Below are 17,916 nucleotides of genomic sequence, written 5' to 3'. Positions count from 1 at the left end.
CTTCAATGCGGGGGGTGTCTTCGTGTGCGTCCATAAGGACACTCGTTAAACCCTCGCGAAATCAGCCCGCCAGACGGCCCTCGGCGTAAGCTTACCATTGATGTCCTGTGTGGGGATTATCATAACGTGGTTGCCCGAAATCGAGAGGCAGCCCGCGTTGACCGCGCCTATTTCGACTATGCCGGGGGGCAGAATTTCTACACTGTCTACCGGATACACAACCTGCATTTCCAGATATACGGCGCGATGTTTCTGGGACGTCCGTCTGATGCGTTCGAGGGGGCGCAGGCGCTGGTTGAAACATTACCCGAACCTGTGGTGCGCTATCTGCCCGAACTATTTGAAGCATTTGTGCCGATGCGCCTGCATATTCTTATCCGGTTCGGGCGCTGGTCTTGCATCCTGAAAGAGCAGTTTCCACAGGACGCCGCACTTTATTCGTTCAGCACAGCCTTGTTGCACTATGCGCGCACGGTAGCTTTGGCCAATCTCAAACGACATACCGAAGCCAAGGAAAGCGCCCGACTGTTTGCTCAGGCATGCGACAACGTTCAACCAGAAAGGATGATGTTCAACAACCCCTGCACTGAGATATTAAAAGTCGCCGAAGCGATGATGCTGGGTGAATTGCACTACAAATCGGGGCATGTGGAACAGGGTCTTGAAAATCTTCGCCGTGCCGTGACCCTAGACGATGGCCTGCTGTACGATGAACCTTGGGGGTGGATGCAACCGACACGCCATGCCCTTGGGGCGCTTTTGATGGACGCCGGGCGCTACGAAGAAGCCGAAAATGTCTATCGCGCCGATCTGGGCCTTGATGGTTCGCTGCCGCGGCCCTGTCGGCATCCCGGCAATGTCTGGAGCCTGCACGGCTTGTCAGAATGCTTGTCCAGAAGGGGCGAGATGGTGGAAAATCTTCATGTGCGTCAACAACTGGACAAGGCTTTGGCGCGGGCCGAAGTATCAATTACGGCGTCCTGCGCCTGCCGCGTTTCTGCCGCATAACCCAACCAACCTGATGCGTCAGAGCCCCTATTGGCTCGGGTGCTGTCCGTCCCAAAATATCTGACGGCAGACATCAGGAACACGCGAAGGCTGCCCAGCATTTTGTGATGGGTCCGTGGGCGTCCCTATGCAGGGTCAAATGGTCAATAAAGCCGGGTGTTTTCATCGGCGCTATGGTCGTCCTGAACCTCTTCAAGTGTTTGCTCGCGGTCGACCGTCGCAATGACCCATTCCGCCAGCGTCGGGGCAGATTTGCGGGCTGGCCAGCGATCCGGATACCACAGGCGCGACCGGATCATAGATTTCGAGCAATGCATAAACGCCTCTTCCACGTCGACCACCAGCGCCAACAAAGGCTCCTTGCCATTCACGGCATGTCGTTTGCTGATGGCAGCGTCCCTGACGATACGCGCCTTACCGGCAACGCGCAGGGTATCGCCATGTCCGGGGACAATAAACAACAGCGCGACATTGGGATCTTCAAGCAGGTTATGAAACCCGTCAACGCGATGATTGCCCAGCCGGTCGGGTATGATCAGGGTTTTGTCATCATAGACTTCGACAAACCCCGAAGGGTCGCCCTTGGGCGATACGTCGATCAACCCTTCCGAAGATTTGGTCGCAATAATAACAAACGGGCAATGTGCAATGAATGTGCGCGCGACATCATTCAGCCGATCGCTCACTTTGAGGAAGGTATTTACAAAACCTTCGGTGGGAAGCAGTTCCCGCAAGCGTTCAACGGTTTGGATGTGTTCTTCTACTTCAAGCATAGTACTCGATCTCCCTTCTCATAAGAAAACTGGATCAAACTATATCAATCGCAAACCTAACGTTTGGGTGCTTTGTGCAGCGGGTGCTGCGCCGGGCGTCACGGCCCCCAAACCGCGCCCCGTCACCAAGCGCGTTACAGCGTCGGTTTTTACCGACGATTGCAAGAAGCGTTACCCGCCACGACACAGGCCGCCCCTGATCGGCCCCTTCTGTGCTTTTAGACCTCGCAGGTCATATCCTGCCCACAGCACATGGGCGATTTAATTTTACCGTCGCATTTCGGGCATCGCGAAATCTGTACCTGCGAGCCATCGCCCAATCCCAGCACATCATTCACCAGCGGTTCATCGCAATCAGCACAAGAGGCGTTGACGCCCATGCCGCACACGGCACAACGATATGTTGCCATCACATTTCCTCCTACATCGAAAGGTAAAGTGTCGGTCCCAACCCGCACGGCTGTCAACCGTTTTGATACTGCGCAGAACAGTCGTGACTTTGTCAGCGGTCTGGGGTGACATGGCTTTGCATGGTCGCAATGTCACCCCATAGGGCGCGTCAGGAAAGGACGCGCCTGATCTCGTGAAGCATTTCCTTGCGGTGGGCACGCGCGTCCAGCGCTTCTGCCATGGTCACTTCGACGAATTTGATCTGCGTATTCGGCTGTAGTTGTCCGATCAAATCCATGTCCGCCGAAATCACGGTGCCAAGAGTGAAATAACCACCGCCCGAAACCGCATCGCGGTGCAGCACAATCGGTTCCAATCCCCCCGGCACCTGAATCGAACCATAGGAATAGCACCCATCGACAATATTCGACGGATCAGAGCCTGCGCCAAACGGCTGAGGGCGGTCAACGAACTCCATCGGCTGACCGCCACGGAAACGATACCCCATCCGGTCGGCTTCTGGCGCGACAACCCAATCGTCCTCGAAAAAGGCAGTCTGGCTTTTTTCCGTTAAGCGATGCCAATACAGACCCGGCAGAACGCGCAGCTTGACCGGATATTCAAGCGGGCGTCGCAGTTGTGCGGGAACGCAGCGGCCTTCTGGGACGATCATCGCCTGACCGACCGGCAGAACATCCCCCGCCATGACGGCCCGTCCTTCAACACCGCCAAGCGCCCCGATGGCATAGGTTGAACGCGAACCAAGTGCGGGCTTTGTATCAATGCCACCTGACACGGCAATATAGATACGCGCCCCTTCTTTGAGGAACCCAAAGGACAACACCTGTCCGGGTTTTACCGTAAAGGCCGTCCAGGCGGTGCGTGGCTCCCCGTCCAGCGTCATCGGCATTTCAGCACCCGTTACTGCCACGCTCATCTCCGCGCCAAATTTGATCTCTGGCCCCATGAACACCGCTTCAAGCCCCGCCGCCCCTTCGTCATTCCCAACAAGAAGGTTCGCCGCCCGCATGGCAAGGCGGTCCATCGCTCCGCCTTCTGGAATCCCCAGATGAAAGTAACCCGGTCGCCCAAGATCCTGGACCGTCGTCGCCAACCCCGGTTTCAAAATTTCAAGCGTCATTGAGGGCCTCCATTAGCGTGGCGTTGAAGCCAACCATGTCGGAATTAAAAGCGTCTAGATCAAAGTCGACTTGGGCGATTTTCGGAACGTAGGTGCCCGCCTCGACCTCGGCAGTGATCCGGTCATATTCGGCACGATCAACGGGTTTCCATTTCACGATGTCGCCCGGTTTGAAAAAGACCATGAAATCCTGAAGATAGCTGATCTTCTGCTCGGGGTCATAAATCGGCATGGGTGTGATGCCGAACATCTGATATCCACCCGCCCCGCGCACCGAATAGATACACGAGAAGCACCCCCCATAACCCACGGTGAGTTTGGGTGTATCCGTCCGTGGCCGCAAATATTTGGGAACCTGAAGCTGCTTGTCGCGGTCAACCAGCTGATACAGAAACGGCAACCCGGACACGAACCCCACCATAGACACGAACCACGGCTGACTGTGATGAGCCTCGATAAAGGCCTCGACACTGTCAAACCCGTTAATCTTGGCAGCATAGTCAAGGTCCGTGCCAGCGGGGTCCTGATGCCGTTCCCGGAACCGCATGAGTGTCTCGTGCGTCCACGGATCCTGATAATAAACGGGAATTTCAATAATCCGCGTTTTCAGCCTTTTTTCCTGCGCATGGGCCGCGCTTTCCAGTTCCTTGATGCGCATCATCATATCCGCCGGAGCAATGATGTCTGGATCAAAACGGACCTCGAAGGACGCATTGGCCGGACAGATTTCCGTCACACCGGGAATATTCGCCGCGCGGACAAGATCAGCCAGCGACAGACTGGTGAAGAAAGCATCCAGAGACATTTCATCGTCGATCTCAACGTAAACATGTTCGTCTCCGCCATACGTATATCGCGTTTTCATGCGGCATCCCCTTTCTCGGTCAAATTTCCGGCGTCCAGCCACTGTTCCAGCCATTGCGTATGAAAGGCACCAGCGCGCACATCAGCATCCATTGCCAAAGCCCTGTGAAGCGGCGCAGTCGTTTTCGTCCCCCCGACAGACAACGCATCAAGGGCCACAATCAGCTTGTCGATAGCTGCGTCACGGGTTGCTGCATGGACAATGACCTTGCCCAGAAGCGAGTCATAGAACGGTGGAATCTGATAGCCTTCGGCCAGGAAATGATCGAAGCGCACACCCTCGCCTTCGGGTTCTTTCAACGACGCCACAACACCCGGCCAAGGCATGAAATTCGCAAACGGATCTTCGGCGCAGATCCGCACCTCGATTGCATGTCCGGATTTATTGATCTGGTCTTGCGACACCGACAGGCGTTCGCCACCGCACACCCGGATCATTTCCGCGACCAGATCAACCCCCGTGATCATTTCGGTCACAGGATGTTCGACTTGAATGCGGGTGTTCATTTCGATGAAGAAGAACTCTTTGGTCTTCTCATCATAGAGGTATTCAAGCGTTCCGGCACCACGATAAGAGACCGATTTCGCAAGCGCGACCGCTGACGCACAAAGCGCCGCACAGGTTTCATCATCCAGACAGGCGGCGCCAGCCTCCTCCCAGACTTTTTGACGGCGGCGCTGTAACGAACATTCCCGCTCGTAACAATGTATGGCCGTTTCCCCATCCCCAAGGATTTGCACCTCGATATGTCTCGGTGCGAAAATCGCGCGCTCGATATAAAGCCCGCCATCGCCAAAGGCGGCTTCGGCTTCTGATTTTGCCTGCGGGGCAAGCTCTTTCAGCTCTGCCCTCGTGTTAGCGATGCGGATGCCGCGCCCGCCCCCACCGGCGGCGGCCTTGATCATCACGGGATACCCGATTGTTTCGGCAATCTCTATGGCATGGTCCAAATCATCTATCCGCCCGTCCGATCCGGGAACAACCGGCACACCGGCCGTCACTGCGGCTAGACGGGCGGACACTTTATCGCCCATTTTCTCAATCGTATCTGCTGAGGGTCCAATGAATATCAAACCGGCCTGTTCCACCGCCCGCGCAAAAGCCGGGCTTTCTGATAAGAAGCCATAACCGGGATGAATCGCATCGGCCTGCGTGGCCTTGGCCGCGGCGATGATGGCGGAGATATTAAGATAGCTGTCTTTTGACGGGGCCGGGCCAATACAGATGGACTCGTCAGCGAGCTTGACCGCCAGCATCTCTGCGTCCGCTTCGGAATGGCCCTGAATCGTATGAACGCCCAGTTTCTTGGCCGCCTTCACGATCCTGACGGCAATCTCGCCGCGATTTGCGATGAATAATCTTTTGATATTCATGCCACTAACCAAGTTTTGCCAAAACGGCACCCGCCGTCACAGGGCTTGCATCTTCGGCCTCGTAGCCCTCGAATACGCCTTCAGTTTCTGCCGTGACCGGGATGAAGGTTTTCATAACCTCCACCAGACCGATCGTGTCGCCGACCGCAACCTTGGCACCCTTGGTTTGATACGGCGGTTCTTCGGGTGCGGGCCTTTGATAAAATGTACCCGGCAGAGGAGATAGAATATCCGTCATGATTTTTCCCTGTTGTTGGTTTTGATGTGCAGCTCAGCCAAGCCCCAGAACCGTGGAAACGGGTGCAATCGTCACCCCCCCGGCCAATAGCGTTTCCCGGATGGCCTTTGCTATCTCCAGCGCTCCGGGCGTGTCTGAATGGAAACAGATGGATTCGAAGTCCACGTCGACCTCTCGGCCGGTAACGGTTTTGACTTTGCCTTCGATACAGGCACGCAGGCATTTGTCAGCGATGGCCTGCGGATCGGGCCGCCCGACGCGACGCGTAAAAACGATGGCACCATTGTCACCGTAATCACGATCGGCATAGAATTCGCGCACCATCGGGTGCCCCAATCGCTGCCCGACTTCGTAGGTGGCGGACCCACCCATACACATCACCGGAACCTCGCCACCCCCGGCCCGCAGGCTTTCAATCAGGTGAAGGGAAAGGTCTTCATTGCGGGCCGCTTCCATGTAAAGAGCGCCATGCGGCTTTACATGCTGAAGGCGTACCCCGTGGTATCTGCCGAATTCACGCACCGCGCCAACCTGATACAGGATGTCATTAACCAGCTCTTCGTTCGAGGCACTGATGAACCGGCGGCCAAATCCCTGAAGGTCGTTATACCCAGGATGCGCCCCCAGACCCACGCCATAGTCTCGCACCAGCTTCACGGTTCGGTTGATCGTATTGGGGTCGCCTGCATGGAACCCAGCGGCAACGTTCGCCGAAGAAATAAATGCCATAAGATCTTCGTCACTGGCCTCGCCGATGGTCCAATGCCCAAAGCTCTCACCCATGTCGCAATTCAAATCTATTGTCTTTTGCATGGAAGATCCTTTTGTTCTGCCCTCGAACTTTCCGGCAGCGGATTTGATATGTACAATTCTAAATTTTCCGATTTCATTTTCGGAAAATCCAATAATACATTCCTGCAATCGCCCATTTCATTTTTATAATGCGCAATAATTCATCAGATTCAGCGGATTTCGGCGACATTTTGGAATTCAGATTTTTCGATAATCTAATATCTATTCCCAGATTTTTTGATAATGTATCAGCACCCATACGCCCGATCATGAAGGATGCCCGCGATGAATTTGCGCCAACTGAAGTACTTTCTCGCGACAGCCGAACTTGGTCAGGTCAGTCGCGCGGCGGGCGAGCTGGCGATTTCCCAGTCGTCGGTCACGACAGCCATCCGTGACCTTGAAAAAGAACTGGACACGGTGCTGTTCGTGCGCACTGCACACGGAATGGAACCCACCCCTGCGGGCCGGGAATTGATGGAAACAGCCCGCGACATCAGTGAACGCGTCGAACACGCCCGGACGATTGGCCAAGGGCATACCGACATTGCAGCCACGATCAATGTGGCGGCCACCTACACGGTGCTGGGGTATTTCCTGCCATTCCACCTTGATCGCTTGGCCCACCGATTTCCCAATCTCAACATTCAGATCACGGAAATGAACCGCGAAAACATCGAAGAGGGGTTGATGACAAACCGCATCGACATCGCAGTTCTTTTGACATCGAACACCTCGAACCCAGAACTGGAGACAGAAACGCTGTTGCGGTCCCAGCGCCGTTTGTGGGTGCCGCAAAATCATCGCCTCCAGAATATCGGCCGCGCCAGCTTCAAAGAAATCGCGGAAGAAGATTACATCATGCTGACCGTGGATGAGGCCGCGAACACCTCGATCAAATACTGGGGACCAACGGGCCTGATCCCCAAGGTAAAGCTTCGGACCTCCTCGACCGAGGCGGTGCGGTCACTGGTCGCGAATGGCCAAGGGGTGACGATCCTATCGGACATGGTGTATCGCCCCTGGTCTTTGGAAGGGCGGCGCATCAGCACGGTGACAACCGACATTGACATCCCCTCGATGGATGTTGGCGTAGCGTGGCGCAAAGGTCAGGAAATGTCAGAAGCAGTCCGCCTGTTCCACGACTACTTCATTGACACTTTTCATTCCCCGCAACTGCCCACCCGTCTGTAGGCGCCTAATGCAGGCTTTGGACAGCCTTGGCCAATTCGTCCCCGCTTAGCCCCGCGCCCAAAAGCGCAGACAGCAAAAGACGGGCTTTGACGGCAGAAATATCCCCCGCAAACAATGCCCCGCTTTCCATCAGGGTCACGCCGCCGCTGTCCTTTCCATAAACGGGTCGGGTGCGCCCCTCGTAACACCGTGATGCCACGATGACGGGAACCCCTTTGCCCGCCAGATCGGCTGTCGCCTGTGCAAACCCTTTGGGTGCATTCCCGCGTCCAAAGGCCGACAGCACGATCCCCGAGGCACCATGATCCGCGGCCAGTTTCATCAGCATCGGCGTACTGCCCAGACCAAGCGCAACAAGTTCCACATTCGGATCAAGGCGGACGGGTGTGCGCACGGGCCGCGCCCGTGCGGGCCGAGTGTAAATATGGACCTGACCATGATCCACCTCGCCCAGTTTTCCGTGCCCGACCGACCGAAACGCATCCACCCGCGAAGTATGTGCCTTGGTGACATAACGCGCACCGTGAATATCGCCTTCAAAAAGGATCACGGCCCCTACCCCGGTCAGATCGGGGCTGGCGGCGGCACAAATTGCGTCGTGAATGTTGCGGGGGCCGTCCGTGTCAGGGAAACCCGCATGGCGCTGCGCCCCGGTAAACACGACAGGCTTATCCGATTTGACAAGCAACCATGCCAGAAAGGCGCTTTCCTCCATCGTGTCGGTCCCGTGGGTCACAACAACCCCATCCACATTTTCATCCGACAGCACGTCGTCAATGCGCCGACACAGATTGAAGATCGTCTCCAGATCCAGCGCGTAACTGCCAGCAGCGTCAAAATTGACGACCGAAACCGCAATGTCATCCAGCGGTTCATGCAGGCTTTGCAGCAGGCTTTCGCCGTTCAATCCCGCGTTCACCGCCCCGGCGGATTTATCGGGCGCAGACGCAATGGTTCCGCCTGTGGCGATCAATGTCACATTCTTCATAAGGGTTTTCCTAGCTTGCGCGACGTTGTGCGCGGCCTTTCGATGCGGCGAGCGACACCAGTTCGTTCCACCGCCGGACCACATAGTTGTGTTCGTCCATCGTAGAGTTCCAGATCGCAATATGAGAAGCCCGGTCCAGTCTGGAGCCGCCAGACCGGATTTCGCCAGCCTTGATGGCGGGTCGCCCTGCAACATCGTCAAGATCGTGCTGCGCCGGAAGCCCCTCGTACCAATAATCCCAATCGGCCTTGGGCAGATGCGCCCGCACCTGTTCCGGCACGGACATGTAATATCCCTGCCGCGCAACCAACGCACCCGCGTACCCGTCCAGATACCAATTCAGCCACTCATAGGCGCGATCCAGCTTTTGACCCGATAGATTTCGCGACAGGCACATCCCACCATGCCAAGCACGATAGCCTTCTTTTGGGCGGGCTTGGCGGACTTTAACCCCCAGCCGCTTCATCTCGACAATCGTTGGGGACCAGATTGATGCAAGACTTAGTTCGCCGTTCAGGAACCGTTCAGCGGGTTCATCCGCACGCAACCAGAAAGGGCTGAAATGCCCGTTTTGAATCAATGTCATCGCATGGGCGACCAGCGCGTCGATTTCCCCGACCGTCATGTTGCCCATGTCTTCGAATTGCATCTGCCCGGACGCTGAAAGCGCCATCGCCAGATCGAACAACCCAATCGCCGGTTCATCCACAAGCGCCACGCGTCCCGCCCATTCCGGATCAACCAAAGCAGACCAGCTTGTCACCGTCGTATCAACATCCAGCGCCGACGCTTCGACCGCGAAACTGTCGAAGTTGTAGAAAGTAGGCAACATCGAAATCTGCCCGGTTGGGTTGTCCGACAGGGTCATGTCTTGTTGAACGAAAAGCCGGGAGGCAGGCACATCCCCCATGCCCTGCCGCCCCTGTACACCACAAAGGCGCGGGAATTCGTCCAGTTTATCCCACTGCTGGATTCTGCGTGTGTCGATGGCCTGAACCGCGCGCCAGTGCCATACAATATCCAGATTATGAAAACATTGGTCGTAGACGTCGTAGCTTGATGGATCAAGAGCGGCCAATCGCTGAGCGCTATTGAAATCCAACTCTATGAATTCAAGGGAAAACCCAAGATCAGCTTCGGCCCGTGCCTGAAGAAGGCGCCAGGGCTGAATCTCTGTCGTCAGGATTCGAATGGGTTCATCGGTCACGCAGCAGTCCTCACGCGGGAAACTCCGGTAAACGCCGAGAATGACCGACGGATCAAATCCGGTGACAATCCTTCCAGAATAAACACCAATCGGGACGAGCGCGGCCCCTCTGGCCAGTGTTCCATATGGGTCGGCGCGTGTACCAAATGCTGAACCCCATGAATTGCAACAGGTTTATCCTCGCCGTCGAGCGCCAAAATGCCTTTCACCCTGAAAATCCTGTCACCATACCGATACAGCAGCAGTGTAAGCCAAGCTCCGAATATAGTCCAATCAATCGGCCCCTCTATAACGAGTGAAAAACTAGTAACTCCCAGCGCATCATCATGATGGTGGGCATGATGATGTTCATGGTGCGAATGTCCGTGTGCGTCGTGATCACACCCCGGATGGCACTCATGCTCTGCGGGGGGTTCCCAAGTCAAGGTTTGGTCAAGGGACATCGGTTCAAAACCGCCAAGGATCGACGAAACATCCTCTCCGGTTGTGACAATCCGTGACGCTGGGTTGATCCGTGCCAGACGGTCGCGCAGCGCCTGTTCTTGCTTTGGCTCCACAAGGTCCGTTTTCGTCAACACGATCCGGTCAGCAGCAGCAATCTGGCGCACGGCTTCGGCGCGATGGGCCACCTGATTGATCGCATTCACCGCGTCCACCGTGGTAAGCACGCCGCCATTGGTGAAATGTGACCGCAACACAGGATGGGCGGTCAGTGTTTGCAACACCGGATAGGGATCGGCCAGCCCCGTGGTTTCGATTACCACCCGATCAAACGCGACTTCGCCGCGCGCCCTGAGACTTTCGAGATTCGACAATGCGTCAGCCACCTCGCCGCGAACGGTGCAGCAGATACATCCCGATTTCAGCAAAACAACATTGTCGTCGATCCGGTCAAGCAAGTGGTGATCCAGCCCAACCTCGCCGAATTCATTGATCAAAACCGCCGCGCCCTCCATTGATGGGTCCGTCAGCAATCGCTGCAAAAGCGTCGTCTTGCCCGACCCAAGGAAGCCGGTCAGCAGGATGACAGGTGTCAAGAGCGGGTTCATGCGCCTTGCCTCTCTTCCATCCAGGAAATCATTCCCTCGTCCAGCGGATCAAAGGCACGACCAGCAAGAGCCTCTGCCTCGGGCCAAAGGTGGGACAGCGCCTCGAACACGCTTGATGCCCCGGTCGGGGACGTGACGACATACGAGCGCCCCTGCCACACATCAAGTTTGAGGCGTCGATAGGACAGGATGGAATTAACGGCTTTCATGCGCCGCATCCCCTCGGCTCGGCGCGACTGCATATCGTGATTGTGGGTATAGACACCCGGACGGGCAATCGCGTTGGTCCAGTGATCATCACACCCAAGAATACCGCAGAGCGAGCACATGCCCCGTTCCTTTCTTGCTGTATCAATGGCGGACGGGACAGCAAACGCCCCGTCCGCCAATCATGTAAACCCGTTATCAGGGGCGCGGGAACTTCTTGTCGAAGTTGTCCGCCATTTCATTCATGGTGACGAATTTCACACCCTCGTGCGATGCCATGTGCTTGAACAAACGTTCCAGCATCATCAGAACCTGAGGACGACCGGAAACATCCGGGTGGATGGTGATCGGGAACACGGCATAATCCATGTTTTCGTAAACCCAATCGAACTGATCCTGCCACATCTGGCCAATGTCACGCGGGTTCACGAACCCATGCGAATTGGGGGACTTTTTGATGAACATCATCGGCGGCAGATCATCCAGATACCAGTTCGCCGGGATTTCGATCAGATCGGTTTCTTCGCCACGCTCCAGCGGTTTCATCCAGTCCTCGGGCTGGGCCGTGTAGTCGATCTTTGTCCATTTGTCGCCCACGCGAACCCGGTAGGGCGAAAAATCGTTATGCATCAAAGAGTGGTCGTACTTGATCCCGCGCTCCAGAAGCAGTTCGTTGGTGACATTCGAGAATTCCCACCAAGGCGCCACGTAGCCGGTCGGGCGCTTGCCCGAGAGTTCGGTGATCAGTTCGATGCTTTTGTCGAGTACGGCGGTCTCCTGCTCGCGTGTCATGGCGATCGGGTTCTCGTGGCTGTAGCCGTGAATGCCGATCTCGTGACCGCGATTTGCGACCTCTTTCATCTGTGTCGGGAAAGTTTCCACAGAGTGGCCGGGAATGAACCAGGTCGTCTTGATACCCAGCTTGTCGAACAGATCAAGCAGACGCATCGAACCGACCTCGCCCGCGAACATCCCGCGGGAAATATCGTCGGGGCTGTCCTCGCCACCATAAGAGCCGAGCCAGCCTGCCACGGCGTCGACATCGACACCGAATCCGACAAGAATTTCTTTTGCCATTGGATAAATCTCCTGTTGGGTTGTTAAGCGTGAATAAGAGTGATGGCCGCCGGGTCGATCCCAAGCGTGACCGGGGCGCCAAGCGTAAGGGCGCGAACATCGGGGCGGTCTGCGCTCACCTCGATCGCGACTTCGCGTGAATCGGACAGGCGCACCTTGAGATGGCCGACCGCGCCTACAAGCTGGCGCTCGGACAGGGTGCCTTCGATCCGGACTTCGCCCGGCGTATCAAGCGGCGTGATGCGGAATGCTTCGGCGGGGACGACCGCAAGGGTTTCGTTGCCCTGCCCGACCCCTTCGATCAAGCCGAACAGCGTTTCGATCCGCCCAAAACCGTTGCCAGCCGCGCCTTTTGGACTACCCTCGAACACCGTGTTCGATCCGATAAAATCCGCAACAAAGGGGGTCTTCGGACGGCGATACAGTTCACGCGGTGGGGAAATTTGCTCGACGACACCGTTCGACATGACGACCACCCGATCCGACAGGCCAAGGGCTTCGGATTGGGCGTGGGTCACGAAAATAAAGGTAATACCCAGTTCGCGTTGCAATAACTTCAGCTCGTTCTGAATGATGCGGCGCAGGTTGGCATCCAATGCCCCAAGCGGTTCGTCCAGCAACAGGATTTCCGGTTCGACAACCAAACCCCGCGCAAGGGCAATCCGCTGGCGCTGACCACCCGACAGCTTGTCGGCCTTACGATCCGCGAATTGCTCCAGATCGAACATGTCAAGGATACGGTCCACCTTGGTGTCCCGCTCGGCCTTTGGCATTCCTTTGACATCCAGCCCAAAGGCCACGTTTTCACGCACCGACATATGCGGGAAAAGCGCATAGTTCTGGAAGATCATCGAGGTCGGCCGCTTTTCAGGCGGGACGTGGGTCACATTGCGCCCCATCATCATGACCTCGCCATTGGTGATATCTTCAAAGCCTGCGATCATCCGCAGTGTCGTGGATTTTCCGCAACCGCTCGGTCCAAGAAAGGCAACGAATTCACCCTTCTCCACTTTCAGGTCAAAATCCGAGACAGCCACAGTGCCATCAGGATAGGTTTTGCCGACAGAGATCAGCTCGAGGTCGTGAACCATGACGAAAAGCTTTCATAGTTGGTGCGTCAGGTAAGGGCGGGCGGCCCGAAAGAGGCTAAGGACCGCCCGCCTCAATGGATCAGGCGTTCAGGAACTCATCCCAGCGCATGATCAGGTGGTCGTACTCATCCGGCCACTGGTGCCAGTAAGCGACGTTCGACGCGCGCTCTTCAAGCGAACCGCCATCACGCAGGTCGCCGGGATTGATGCCCCGTTCGGCTGCGCCTTTCCACGGCGCACCTTCGTACCAGAAGGCATAGGCATCGGGATCCATCGCTTCTTTGATGTTGGTCGAGGGCGAGTAATAGCCCTGTTCCGTCACAGCGATGCCCGGCCCACCCGACAACCAGAAGTTAGCATAGGCGATGACAGCTTCGCGGTTCGGCGTACCTTTGAGCATCGACGGCCCAATCGCCCAGCCGCGCGTGCCTTCTTTCGGCGTCGCGTATTTGGCGGGCTTGCCCTGTGCCTTGACGGCCATGACAGCAGGCTGCCACGCATCGCAGACGACCATCTCGCCCGACGCCATCAGGTTCACCAGTTCACCGAAATCACCCCAGAGCGCACGGAACTGACCCGACTTCTTCTTCGAAATCAGGAATTTCGCGGCTTCGTCAATCTCGTCCATCGTCGGGTTGCCGGGGTTCTTGGCTTCCAGCAGGCCAAGCGAATTCATGGCAAGGATGGCTTGACCGATGGCAATGAGCGGGTCGACGTTCAGACCGGATTTGCCCTTCCATTTCTCGTCGAACAGCGCGGTCCAGGTGTTGGCTTCCTCGTCCGAGAGAACCTCGGGATTATAGCCGATGGAGTCGAAGTTGTAGACCGCCGGCACCATATAAAGCTGGGTTTTGGCTTCGTCCGCCCAGATCTGGCCGGAGATTTGCGCACGTGCATCCCATTTCGGATCGGTGGTGGTGAAGGTGTCCCGGATCGAGGCCCAGTTCGGCAGATCAGCCGCCGGAATGGGTTCGACATTGTCGGTGGCAATCAGCGCCGGAAGGCGTTCGCCGATGATTTCCCAGCAATCGTAATCCGCGGAGCCAGAGAGGATTTTGGTCTGAGCATCCGGGTAGGTGGACGGCGTACCAGAGGTAGAGCCGACGCCAGTGGCGGCCTTGAACATCTCGAGGATGCGGTCTTGCACGGTGGTCGACAACCCGGTGGTGCGCAATTCCTGACCACCCAAATTAGCGGCATAGGCCGCACGCGACCACGGATGCAGGCCCGCCCCAAGAGCCGCAGCACCAGCGGCAGCCCCGTATTTCAGGAAGGTTCGACGGTTGGATTTCAAAGTCATAGTATCTTTCCCTGTTGATAAGTGTTGACATTGAACGTTTGAAGGCGGGCGCTGATCGCCCCTTTTGTCACGCCCTCAGTAGCGGCCGGGGGTAAGCCCCCCATCCACAGTCACGACCTGCCCGGTGAGGTAGGACGCATCGGAAGACGCAAGAAACTTGATGACATTTGCGATTTCGCTGGGTTCGCCCAGACGTTTCATCGGGATATACGGAGAGGCGATATCGGCAGCGTCAGGCCCAAGGCTGTGGCCCGGATTCAAAAGCTGCGCGGTGCGAATATAACCCGGCGCAACGCCATTCACGCGAATGCCCTTGGCGGCGTATTCCACGGCCAATCCGCGCACCATGCCAATGACACCGGATTTTGCAGTGGAATAATGGACATGTTCATCCCACCCGTAATTTGTTCCCATGATCGACGACAGGCAGATGATTGATGCACCTTGTTTCATCGCGGGCAACGCCGGGCGAATAACGCGCAACATGCCGTACAGATCGACATCCAGCGTTTCGTGCCATGTTTCGTCGGTCATCTCGGACATCGGCACGCGCAGCGCGATCCCGGCATTGGCAACGATCACATCAACGCCGCCAAACCGGGTGTTCAGATCATGCACCAGCGCATCTGCGGCCTTGGTTGATCGCACATCAAGCAGATGAAACTCGGCACTGCCGCCTGCGGCTACGATTTCCGCGACGACCGCTTTGCCCTTTTCCTCAAGCACATCGGTGACGATAACGTGGTCGCCTTGGGCGCCAAAAGTCAGAGCAGAGGCCCGACCGATGCCAATCCCTGCGCCAGTGATAAGTACGATACGTTTATCCATTTGAATTGCTTCCGTTTTCTGAAATCACAGCATTACGTCGCCAGAATTCGGCCCCAGCGTTTGCCCGGCGAACAACGCGGCATCGTCCGACACCAAGAAGGACACCACACCGGCGACCTCGGCTGGCTGTCCGAACCGACCAAGCGGAAGCTCGGCCCGTTTCGCGGCTTTCCAATCTTCCGAAAGCGCCTCGACCAGCGGTGTATTCACCGGCCCCGGCGCGACAGCGTTGACGCGCACACCCTTGGCCGAAACCTCGCGTGCAAGGGACTTGGTCATCCCGATCACCGCCGCTTTGGCCCCGGCATAGTGGGTCAGTTCGACCCCGCCGATCTGACCAAGCTGAGAGGCGATATTGACGATGTGACCAACGCCTTTTTCAAGCATCGCCGGAATGCAGGCACGCGTGCACAGATAATTCCCACGGACGTGGACCGCGAAAATCTTATCGAACATGTCCGGTTCGATCTCGGTAAACAGCGCCTGATGACCAAAGCCCGCATTGTTGACCAAAATATCCGGCGCGCCGAACTCTTCGGTGATCTGGCCGACCATCGCGTTTACAGCGCCCTCGTCGCTGACATCTGCGGCATAGGCTGCGGCGGTGCCGCCCACAGCGCGGATGCTTTCGACCGTGGCCTTCGCCGCATCCGGGGAAAGATCGTTAACGGCAACCGTATGCCCGTCGGTGGCAAGACGTTTGGCAATCGCCGCCCCGATACCCGAACCGGCCCCTGTGACAAGAGCAATCATTATCCGTCCTCCTGACCTTTGAAACGCGCGGCCTTGGACGTAAAGCGCTTCATCAGAAGCCCGTAGACCACAAGCAGGGTGAAGCTGAACAACGTGGTCAGCACACCGAATGCGAAAATGTTCGGGTAAATCTCGACCGAGAACGTGCCATAGATCGACAGCGGCAGTGTCAGGTCACGGCCAGCGGTAAACAAGGTCCGAGAGAATTCATCATAGCTGAGCGTGAACGAAAACAGCATCGCCGACAGCACGCCCGGAAAGATGATCGGGAACGTCACCCGGCGGAAGGTTTGGGCTGGGCTGACACCAAGCGACAGCGCTGCTTCCTCGACCGTGCGATCAAACCGATTGAAGATGGCCAGCATCACAAGAAAGGCGAACGGATAGGTATACACGACGTGCAGAACAAAGGACGTTCCCCACCACGCGCGGCCAATCCCGATCGTATTTGACAGCAGTGCCATCCCAAGGCCAACCAGCACGCCGGGAACCATCATGCCAAGGATAATCAGGTAGAATGCCGGACCAGACCCCTTGAACTTTATACGGAACGCTTCTGCGCTCATCACCCCAAGGACCGTGGAAACAACCGTGGTCATAAAGGCCAGAACGATGGAACGGATCAGGCTGTCGCCCACCGGCAACTGTGACACGCGCGAGGTTTCCGTCAGTCCCAGCAAATGCTGATACCAATAGGTCGACCATTCGCGGATCGGGAATTGGGGGCCGCCATCAACGCTTTGGAATGACAGGATCGCAAGGACGATCATCGGCCCATAAAGAAACAGCAGAAAGATAGAGGAATAAATGGCTAGGACTGGACGAAGAACACGGGATTCCATGGCTCACATTTCCTTTCTCAGATCGACCAGTCGCAGAGCGAGCGCGATCACGGCTGTAATGATGATGGTGAGGACCACACCGGCGACGGCGGCAAAGGCCCATTTCAGTGACCCAACCTGACTGACGATAATGTTGCCCAGCAGGTTGACCTTGCGCCCCGAGAGCGAAGCCGCAGTGGCGAATTCCCCCAGAACCATGACAGAAACAAAGATCGACCCAACCATGACCCCCGGCAACGAAAGCGGCAGGATGATCCGGCGGAAAATCGTTCCGAACGAAGCCCCAAGGTCGCGCGCCGCTTCGATAACGGACACATCAATCCGACCCAGCATGAAGGTGATCGGCCCAACCATGAACACGCAGTAAATCTGCGTCATCCCGACAAGCACTGAAAATTCCGAGAACAACAGGAAAGTCAGAGGTTCAGAGATGATCCCCAACTTCAACAGGATCACGTTGATCGCGCCCTCGGTTCCCAGCATGGGCCGCCACGCGATGACCCGGATCAGGAACGAGGTCCAGAACGGGATCACACAAGCCACCAGCAACGCCGTCTGAAGCGTCTTGTTGCGCACGAAAAGCCCGATGAACAGCGCGACCGGATAGCCAACGACAATCGTCGCAATCAGCACAATCAGCCAGATCCGCAGCGTGGTCCAAATCGCACCAAGATACGTTGACGAACTAAGGAACCGTTCCCAGCTGGCCGTGGTCAGCGTCGAATTCACAGAGAATGTGGTTTGGGTCCAGAAAGAGACATAGATCACCATACCCATCGGCAGGACCATGAACAAAACCA

21 protein-coding genes are annotated in these 17,916 nt (G+C 56.7%); 2 read left to right on the top strand and 19 right to left on the bottom strand.

The genetic code is table 11. The features are described from left to right. The first annotated feature begins 126 nt into the window (after positions 1–126). On the top strand, positions 127–1,008 hold the full coding sequence (locus FN828_RS16505; RefSeq protein WP_142494518.1) for a tetratricopeptide repeat protein: 882 nt from the start codon (positions 127–129) through the stop codon (positions 1,006–1,008). A 143-nt stretch (positions 1,009–1,151) separates the two neighbouring features. On the opposite strand, the gene FN828_RS16500 is transcribed toward FN828_RS16505, so the two are convergent. The 8 genes from FN828_RS16500 to FN828_RS20640 form a co-directional block, all read right to left on the bottom strand. Then, positions 1,152–1,781: an MSMEG_1061 family FMN-dependent PPOX-type flavoprotein gene (locus FN828_RS16500; protein WP_142494517.1), complete on the bottom strand. Its 630-nt coding sequence runs from the start codon at positions 1,779–1,781 to the stop codon at positions 1,152–1,154. Between the two features lie 218 nt (positions 1,782–1,999). Beyond that, positions 2,000–2,191, bottom strand: coding sequence for a hypothetical protein (locus tag FN828_RS16495; RefSeq protein ID WP_142494516.1), 192 nt, complete (start codon positions 2,189–2,191; stop codon positions 2,000–2,002). Positions 2,192–2,340: 149 nt separating this feature from the next. Next, positions 2,341–3,312 (bottom strand): 5-oxoprolinase subunit C family protein, encoded by a 972-nt coding sequence (locus FN828_RS16490; protein ID WP_142494515.1) that lies wholly within the window; start codon positions 3,310–3,312, stop codon positions 2,341–2,343. After that, positions 3,302–4,177, bottom strand: coding sequence for a 5-oxoprolinase subunit B family protein (locus tag FN828_RS16485; protein WP_142494514.1), 876 nt, complete (start codon positions 4,175–4,177; stop codon positions 3,302–3,304). The genes FN828_RS16490 and FN828_RS16485 overlap by 11 nt, the downstream gene beginning before the upstream one ends. Then, a complete protein-coding gene (locus FN828_RS16480; RefSeq protein ID WP_142494513.1) occupies positions 4,174–5,550 on the bottom strand; it encodes an acetyl-CoA carboxylase biotin carboxylase subunit in 1,377 nt (458 codons plus the stop codon). The genes FN828_RS16485 and FN828_RS16480 overlap by 4 nt, the downstream gene beginning before the upstream one ends. A 4-nt stretch (positions 5,551–5,554) precedes the next feature. After that, the gene (locus tag FN828_RS16475; RefSeq protein WP_142494512.1) at positions 5,555–5,788 is read right to left on the bottom strand and encodes an acetyl-CoA carboxylase; all 234 of its coding nucleotides are present in this window, start codon (positions 5,786–5,788) and stop codon (positions 5,555–5,557) included. 33 nt (positions 5,789–5,821) lie between these two features. Beyond that, positions 5,822–6,601, bottom strand: coding sequence for a 5-oxoprolinase subunit PxpA (locus FN828_RS16470; RefSeq protein ID WP_142494511.1), 780 nt, complete (start codon positions 6,599–6,601; stop codon positions 5,822–5,824). 73 nt (positions 6,602–6,674) lie between these two features. After that, a complete protein-coding gene (locus FN828_RS20640) occupies positions 6,675–6,851 on the bottom strand; it encodes a hypothetical protein (protein WP_185959068.1) in 177 nt (58 codons plus the stop codon). 14 nt (positions 6,852–6,865) lie between these two features. Between FN828_RS20640 and FN828_RS16465 the strand changes: the two genes are divergently transcribed. Beyond that, a complete protein-coding gene (locus FN828_RS16465) occupies positions 6,866–7,774 on the top strand; it encodes a LysR family transcriptional regulator (RefSeq protein ID WP_142494510.1) in 909 nt (302 codons plus the stop codon). Positions 7,775–7,778: 4 nt separating this feature from the next. Here the strand turns inward: FN828_RS16465 and FN828_RS16460 are convergent, their stop codons facing one another. The 11 genes from FN828_RS16460 to FN828_RS16410 all read right to left on the bottom strand — a co-directional run bounded on the left by FN828_RS16460 (position 7,779) and on the right by FN828_RS16410 (position 17,905). Then, a complete protein-coding gene (locus FN828_RS16460; RefSeq protein WP_142494509.1) occupies positions 7,779–8,762 on the bottom strand; it encodes an asparaginase in 984 nt (327 codons plus the stop codon). Positions 8,763–8,772: 10 nt separating this feature from the next. Further along, positions 8,773–9,969 (bottom strand): ABC transporter substrate-binding protein, encoded by a 1,197-nt coding sequence (locus FN828_RS16455; RefSeq protein ID WP_142494508.1) that lies wholly within the window; start codon positions 9,967–9,969, stop codon positions 8,773–8,775. Then, the gene (locus FN828_RS16450) at positions 9,966–11,018 is read right to left on the bottom strand and encodes a CobW family GTP-binding protein (protein WP_142494507.1); all 1,053 of its coding nucleotides are present in this window, start codon (positions 11,016–11,018) and stop codon (positions 9,966–9,968) included. The genes FN828_RS16455 and FN828_RS16450 overlap by 4 nt, the downstream gene beginning before the upstream one ends. Beyond that, positions 11,015–11,347, bottom strand: coding sequence for a hypothetical protein (locus tag FN828_RS16445; protein WP_142494506.1), 333 nt, complete (start codon positions 11,345–11,347; stop codon positions 11,015–11,017). Before FN828_RS16445 ends, FN828_RS16450 begins: the two co-directional genes overlap by 4 nt. A gap of 76 nt (positions 11,348–11,423) precedes the next feature. Further along, positions 11,424–12,302 (bottom strand): polysaccharide deacetylase family protein, encoded by an 879-nt coding sequence (locus FN828_RS16440; protein ID WP_142494505.1) that lies wholly within the window; start codon positions 12,300–12,302, stop codon positions 11,424–11,426. A gap of 23 nt (positions 12,303–12,325) precedes the next feature. Continuing rightward, entirely contained in the window at positions 12,326–13,393 is a 1,068-nt protein-coding gene (locus FN828_RS16435) for an ABC transporter ATP-binding protein (protein WP_142494504.1), read from the bottom strand. A gap of 79 nt (positions 13,394–13,472) precedes the next feature. After that, positions 13,473–14,693 carry an ABC transporter substrate-binding protein gene (locus tag FN828_RS16430; protein WP_142494503.1) on the bottom strand — a complete coding sequence of 407 codons (1,221 nt, stop codon included), beginning with the start codon at positions 14,691–14,693 and terminating at the stop codon, positions 13,473–13,475. Positions 14,694–14,768: 75 nt separating this feature from the next. Further along, on the bottom strand, positions 14,769–15,521 hold the full coding sequence (locus tag FN828_RS16425; RefSeq protein ID WP_142494502.1) for an SDR family NAD(P)-dependent oxidoreductase: 753 nt from the start codon (positions 15,519–15,521) through the stop codon (positions 14,769–14,771). A gap of 24 nt (positions 15,522–15,545) precedes the next feature. Further along, positions 15,546–16,274, bottom strand: coding sequence for an SDR family NAD(P)-dependent oxidoreductase (locus tag FN828_RS16420; protein ID WP_142494501.1), 729 nt, complete (start codon positions 16,272–16,274; stop codon positions 15,546–15,548). Next, a complete protein-coding gene (locus FN828_RS16415; RefSeq protein ID WP_142494500.1) occupies positions 16,274–17,116 on the bottom strand; it encodes an ABC transporter permease in 843 nt (280 codons plus the stop codon). Before FN828_RS16415 ends, FN828_RS16420 begins: the two co-directional genes overlap by 1 nt. Before the next feature lie 3 nt (positions 17,117–17,119). Continuing rightward, positions 17,120–17,905, bottom strand: a complete 786-nt coding sequence (locus FN828_RS16410; protein WP_235891509.1) for an ABC transporter permease — start codon at positions 17,903–17,905, stop codon at positions 17,120–17,122. Positions 17,906–17,916 lie beyond the last annotated feature (11 nt).

It is taken from the genome of Thalassovita litoralis (genome assembly GCF_900182725.1).
GTDB lineage: Bacteria > Pseudomonadota > Alphaproteobacteria > Rhodobacterales > Rhodobacteraceae > Thalassobius > Thalassobius litoralis.
The sequence above is the reverse complement of the archived record's forward strand: the minus strand, read 5'-3'. Positions and strand labels throughout refer to the sequence as shown.

Bases quoted from the DNA above. Each gene is read 5' to 3' on its own strand.
- FN828_RS16500 (WP_142494517.1), bottom strand. From the start codon at position 1,781: ATGCTTGAAGTAGAAGAACACATCCAAACCGTTGAACGCTTGCGGGAA.
- FN828_RS16495 (WP_142494516.1), bottom strand. From the start codon at position 2,191: ATGGCAACATATCGTTGTGCCGTGTGCGGCATGGGCGTCAACGCCTCT.
- FN828_RS16490 (WP_142494515.1), bottom strand. From the start codon at position 3,312: ATGACGCTTGAAATTTTGAAACCGGGGTTGGCGACGACGGTCCAGGAT.
- FN828_RS16485 (WP_142494514.1), bottom strand. From the start codon at position 4,177: ATGAAAACGCGATATACGTATGGCGGAGACGAACATGTTTACGTTGAG.
- FN828_RS16480 (WP_142494513.1), bottom strand. From the start codon at position 5,550: ATGAATATCAAAAGATTATTCATCGCAAATCGCGGCGAGATTGCCGTC.
- FN828_RS16475 (WP_142494512.1), bottom strand. From the start codon at position 5,788: ATGACGGATATTCTATCTCCTCTGCCGGGTACATTTTATCAAAGGCCC.
- FN828_RS16470 (WP_142494511.1), bottom strand. From the start codon at position 6,601: ATGCAAAAGACAATAGATTTGAATTGCGACATGGGTGAGAGCTTTGGG.
- FN828_RS20640 (WP_185959068.1), bottom strand. From the start codon at position 6,851: ATGATCGGGCGTATGGGTGCTGATACATTATCAAAAAATCTGGGAATA.
- FN828_RS16465 (WP_142494510.1), top strand. From the start codon at position 6,866: ATGAATTTGCGCCAACTGAAGTACTTTCTCGCGACAGCCGAACTTGGT.
- FN828_RS16460 (WP_142494509.1), bottom strand. From the start codon at position 8,762: ATGAAGAATGTGACATTGATCGCCACAGGCGGAACCATTGCGTCTGCG.
- FN828_RS16450 (WP_142494507.1), bottom strand. From the start codon at position 11,018: ATGAACCCGCTCTTGACACCTGTCATCCTGCTGACCGGCTTCCTTGGG.
- FN828_RS16445 (WP_142494506.1), bottom strand. From the start codon at position 11,347: ATGTGCTCGCTCTGCGGTATTCTTGGGTGTGATGATCACTGGACCAAC.
- FN828_RS16440 (WP_142494505.1), bottom strand. From the start codon at position 12,302: ATGGCAAAAGAAATTCTTGTCGGATTCGGTGTCGATGTCGACGCCGTG.
- FN828_RS16435 (WP_142494504.1), bottom strand. From the start codon at position 13,393: ATGGTTCACGACCTCGAGCTGATCTCTGTCGGCAAAACCTATCCTGAT.
- FN828_RS16430 (WP_142494503.1), bottom strand. From the start codon at position 14,693: ATGACTTTGAAATCCAACCGTCGAACCTTCCTGAAATACGGGGCTGCC.
- FN828_RS16425 (WP_142494502.1), bottom strand. From the start codon at position 15,521: ATGGATAAACGTATCGTACTTATCACTGGCGCAGGGATTGGCATCGGT.
- FN828_RS16420 (WP_142494501.1), bottom strand. From the start codon at position 16,274: ATGATTGCTCTTGTCACAGGGGCCGGTTCGGGTATCGGGGCGGCGATT.
- FN828_RS16415 (WP_142494500.1), bottom strand. From the start codon at position 17,116: ATGGAATCCCGTGTTCTTCGTCCAGTCCTAGCCATTTATTCCTCTATC.
- FN828_RS16410 (WP_235891509.1), bottom strand. From the start codon at position 17,905: ATGGTCCTGCCGATGGGTATGGTGATCTATGTCTCTTTCTGGACCCAA.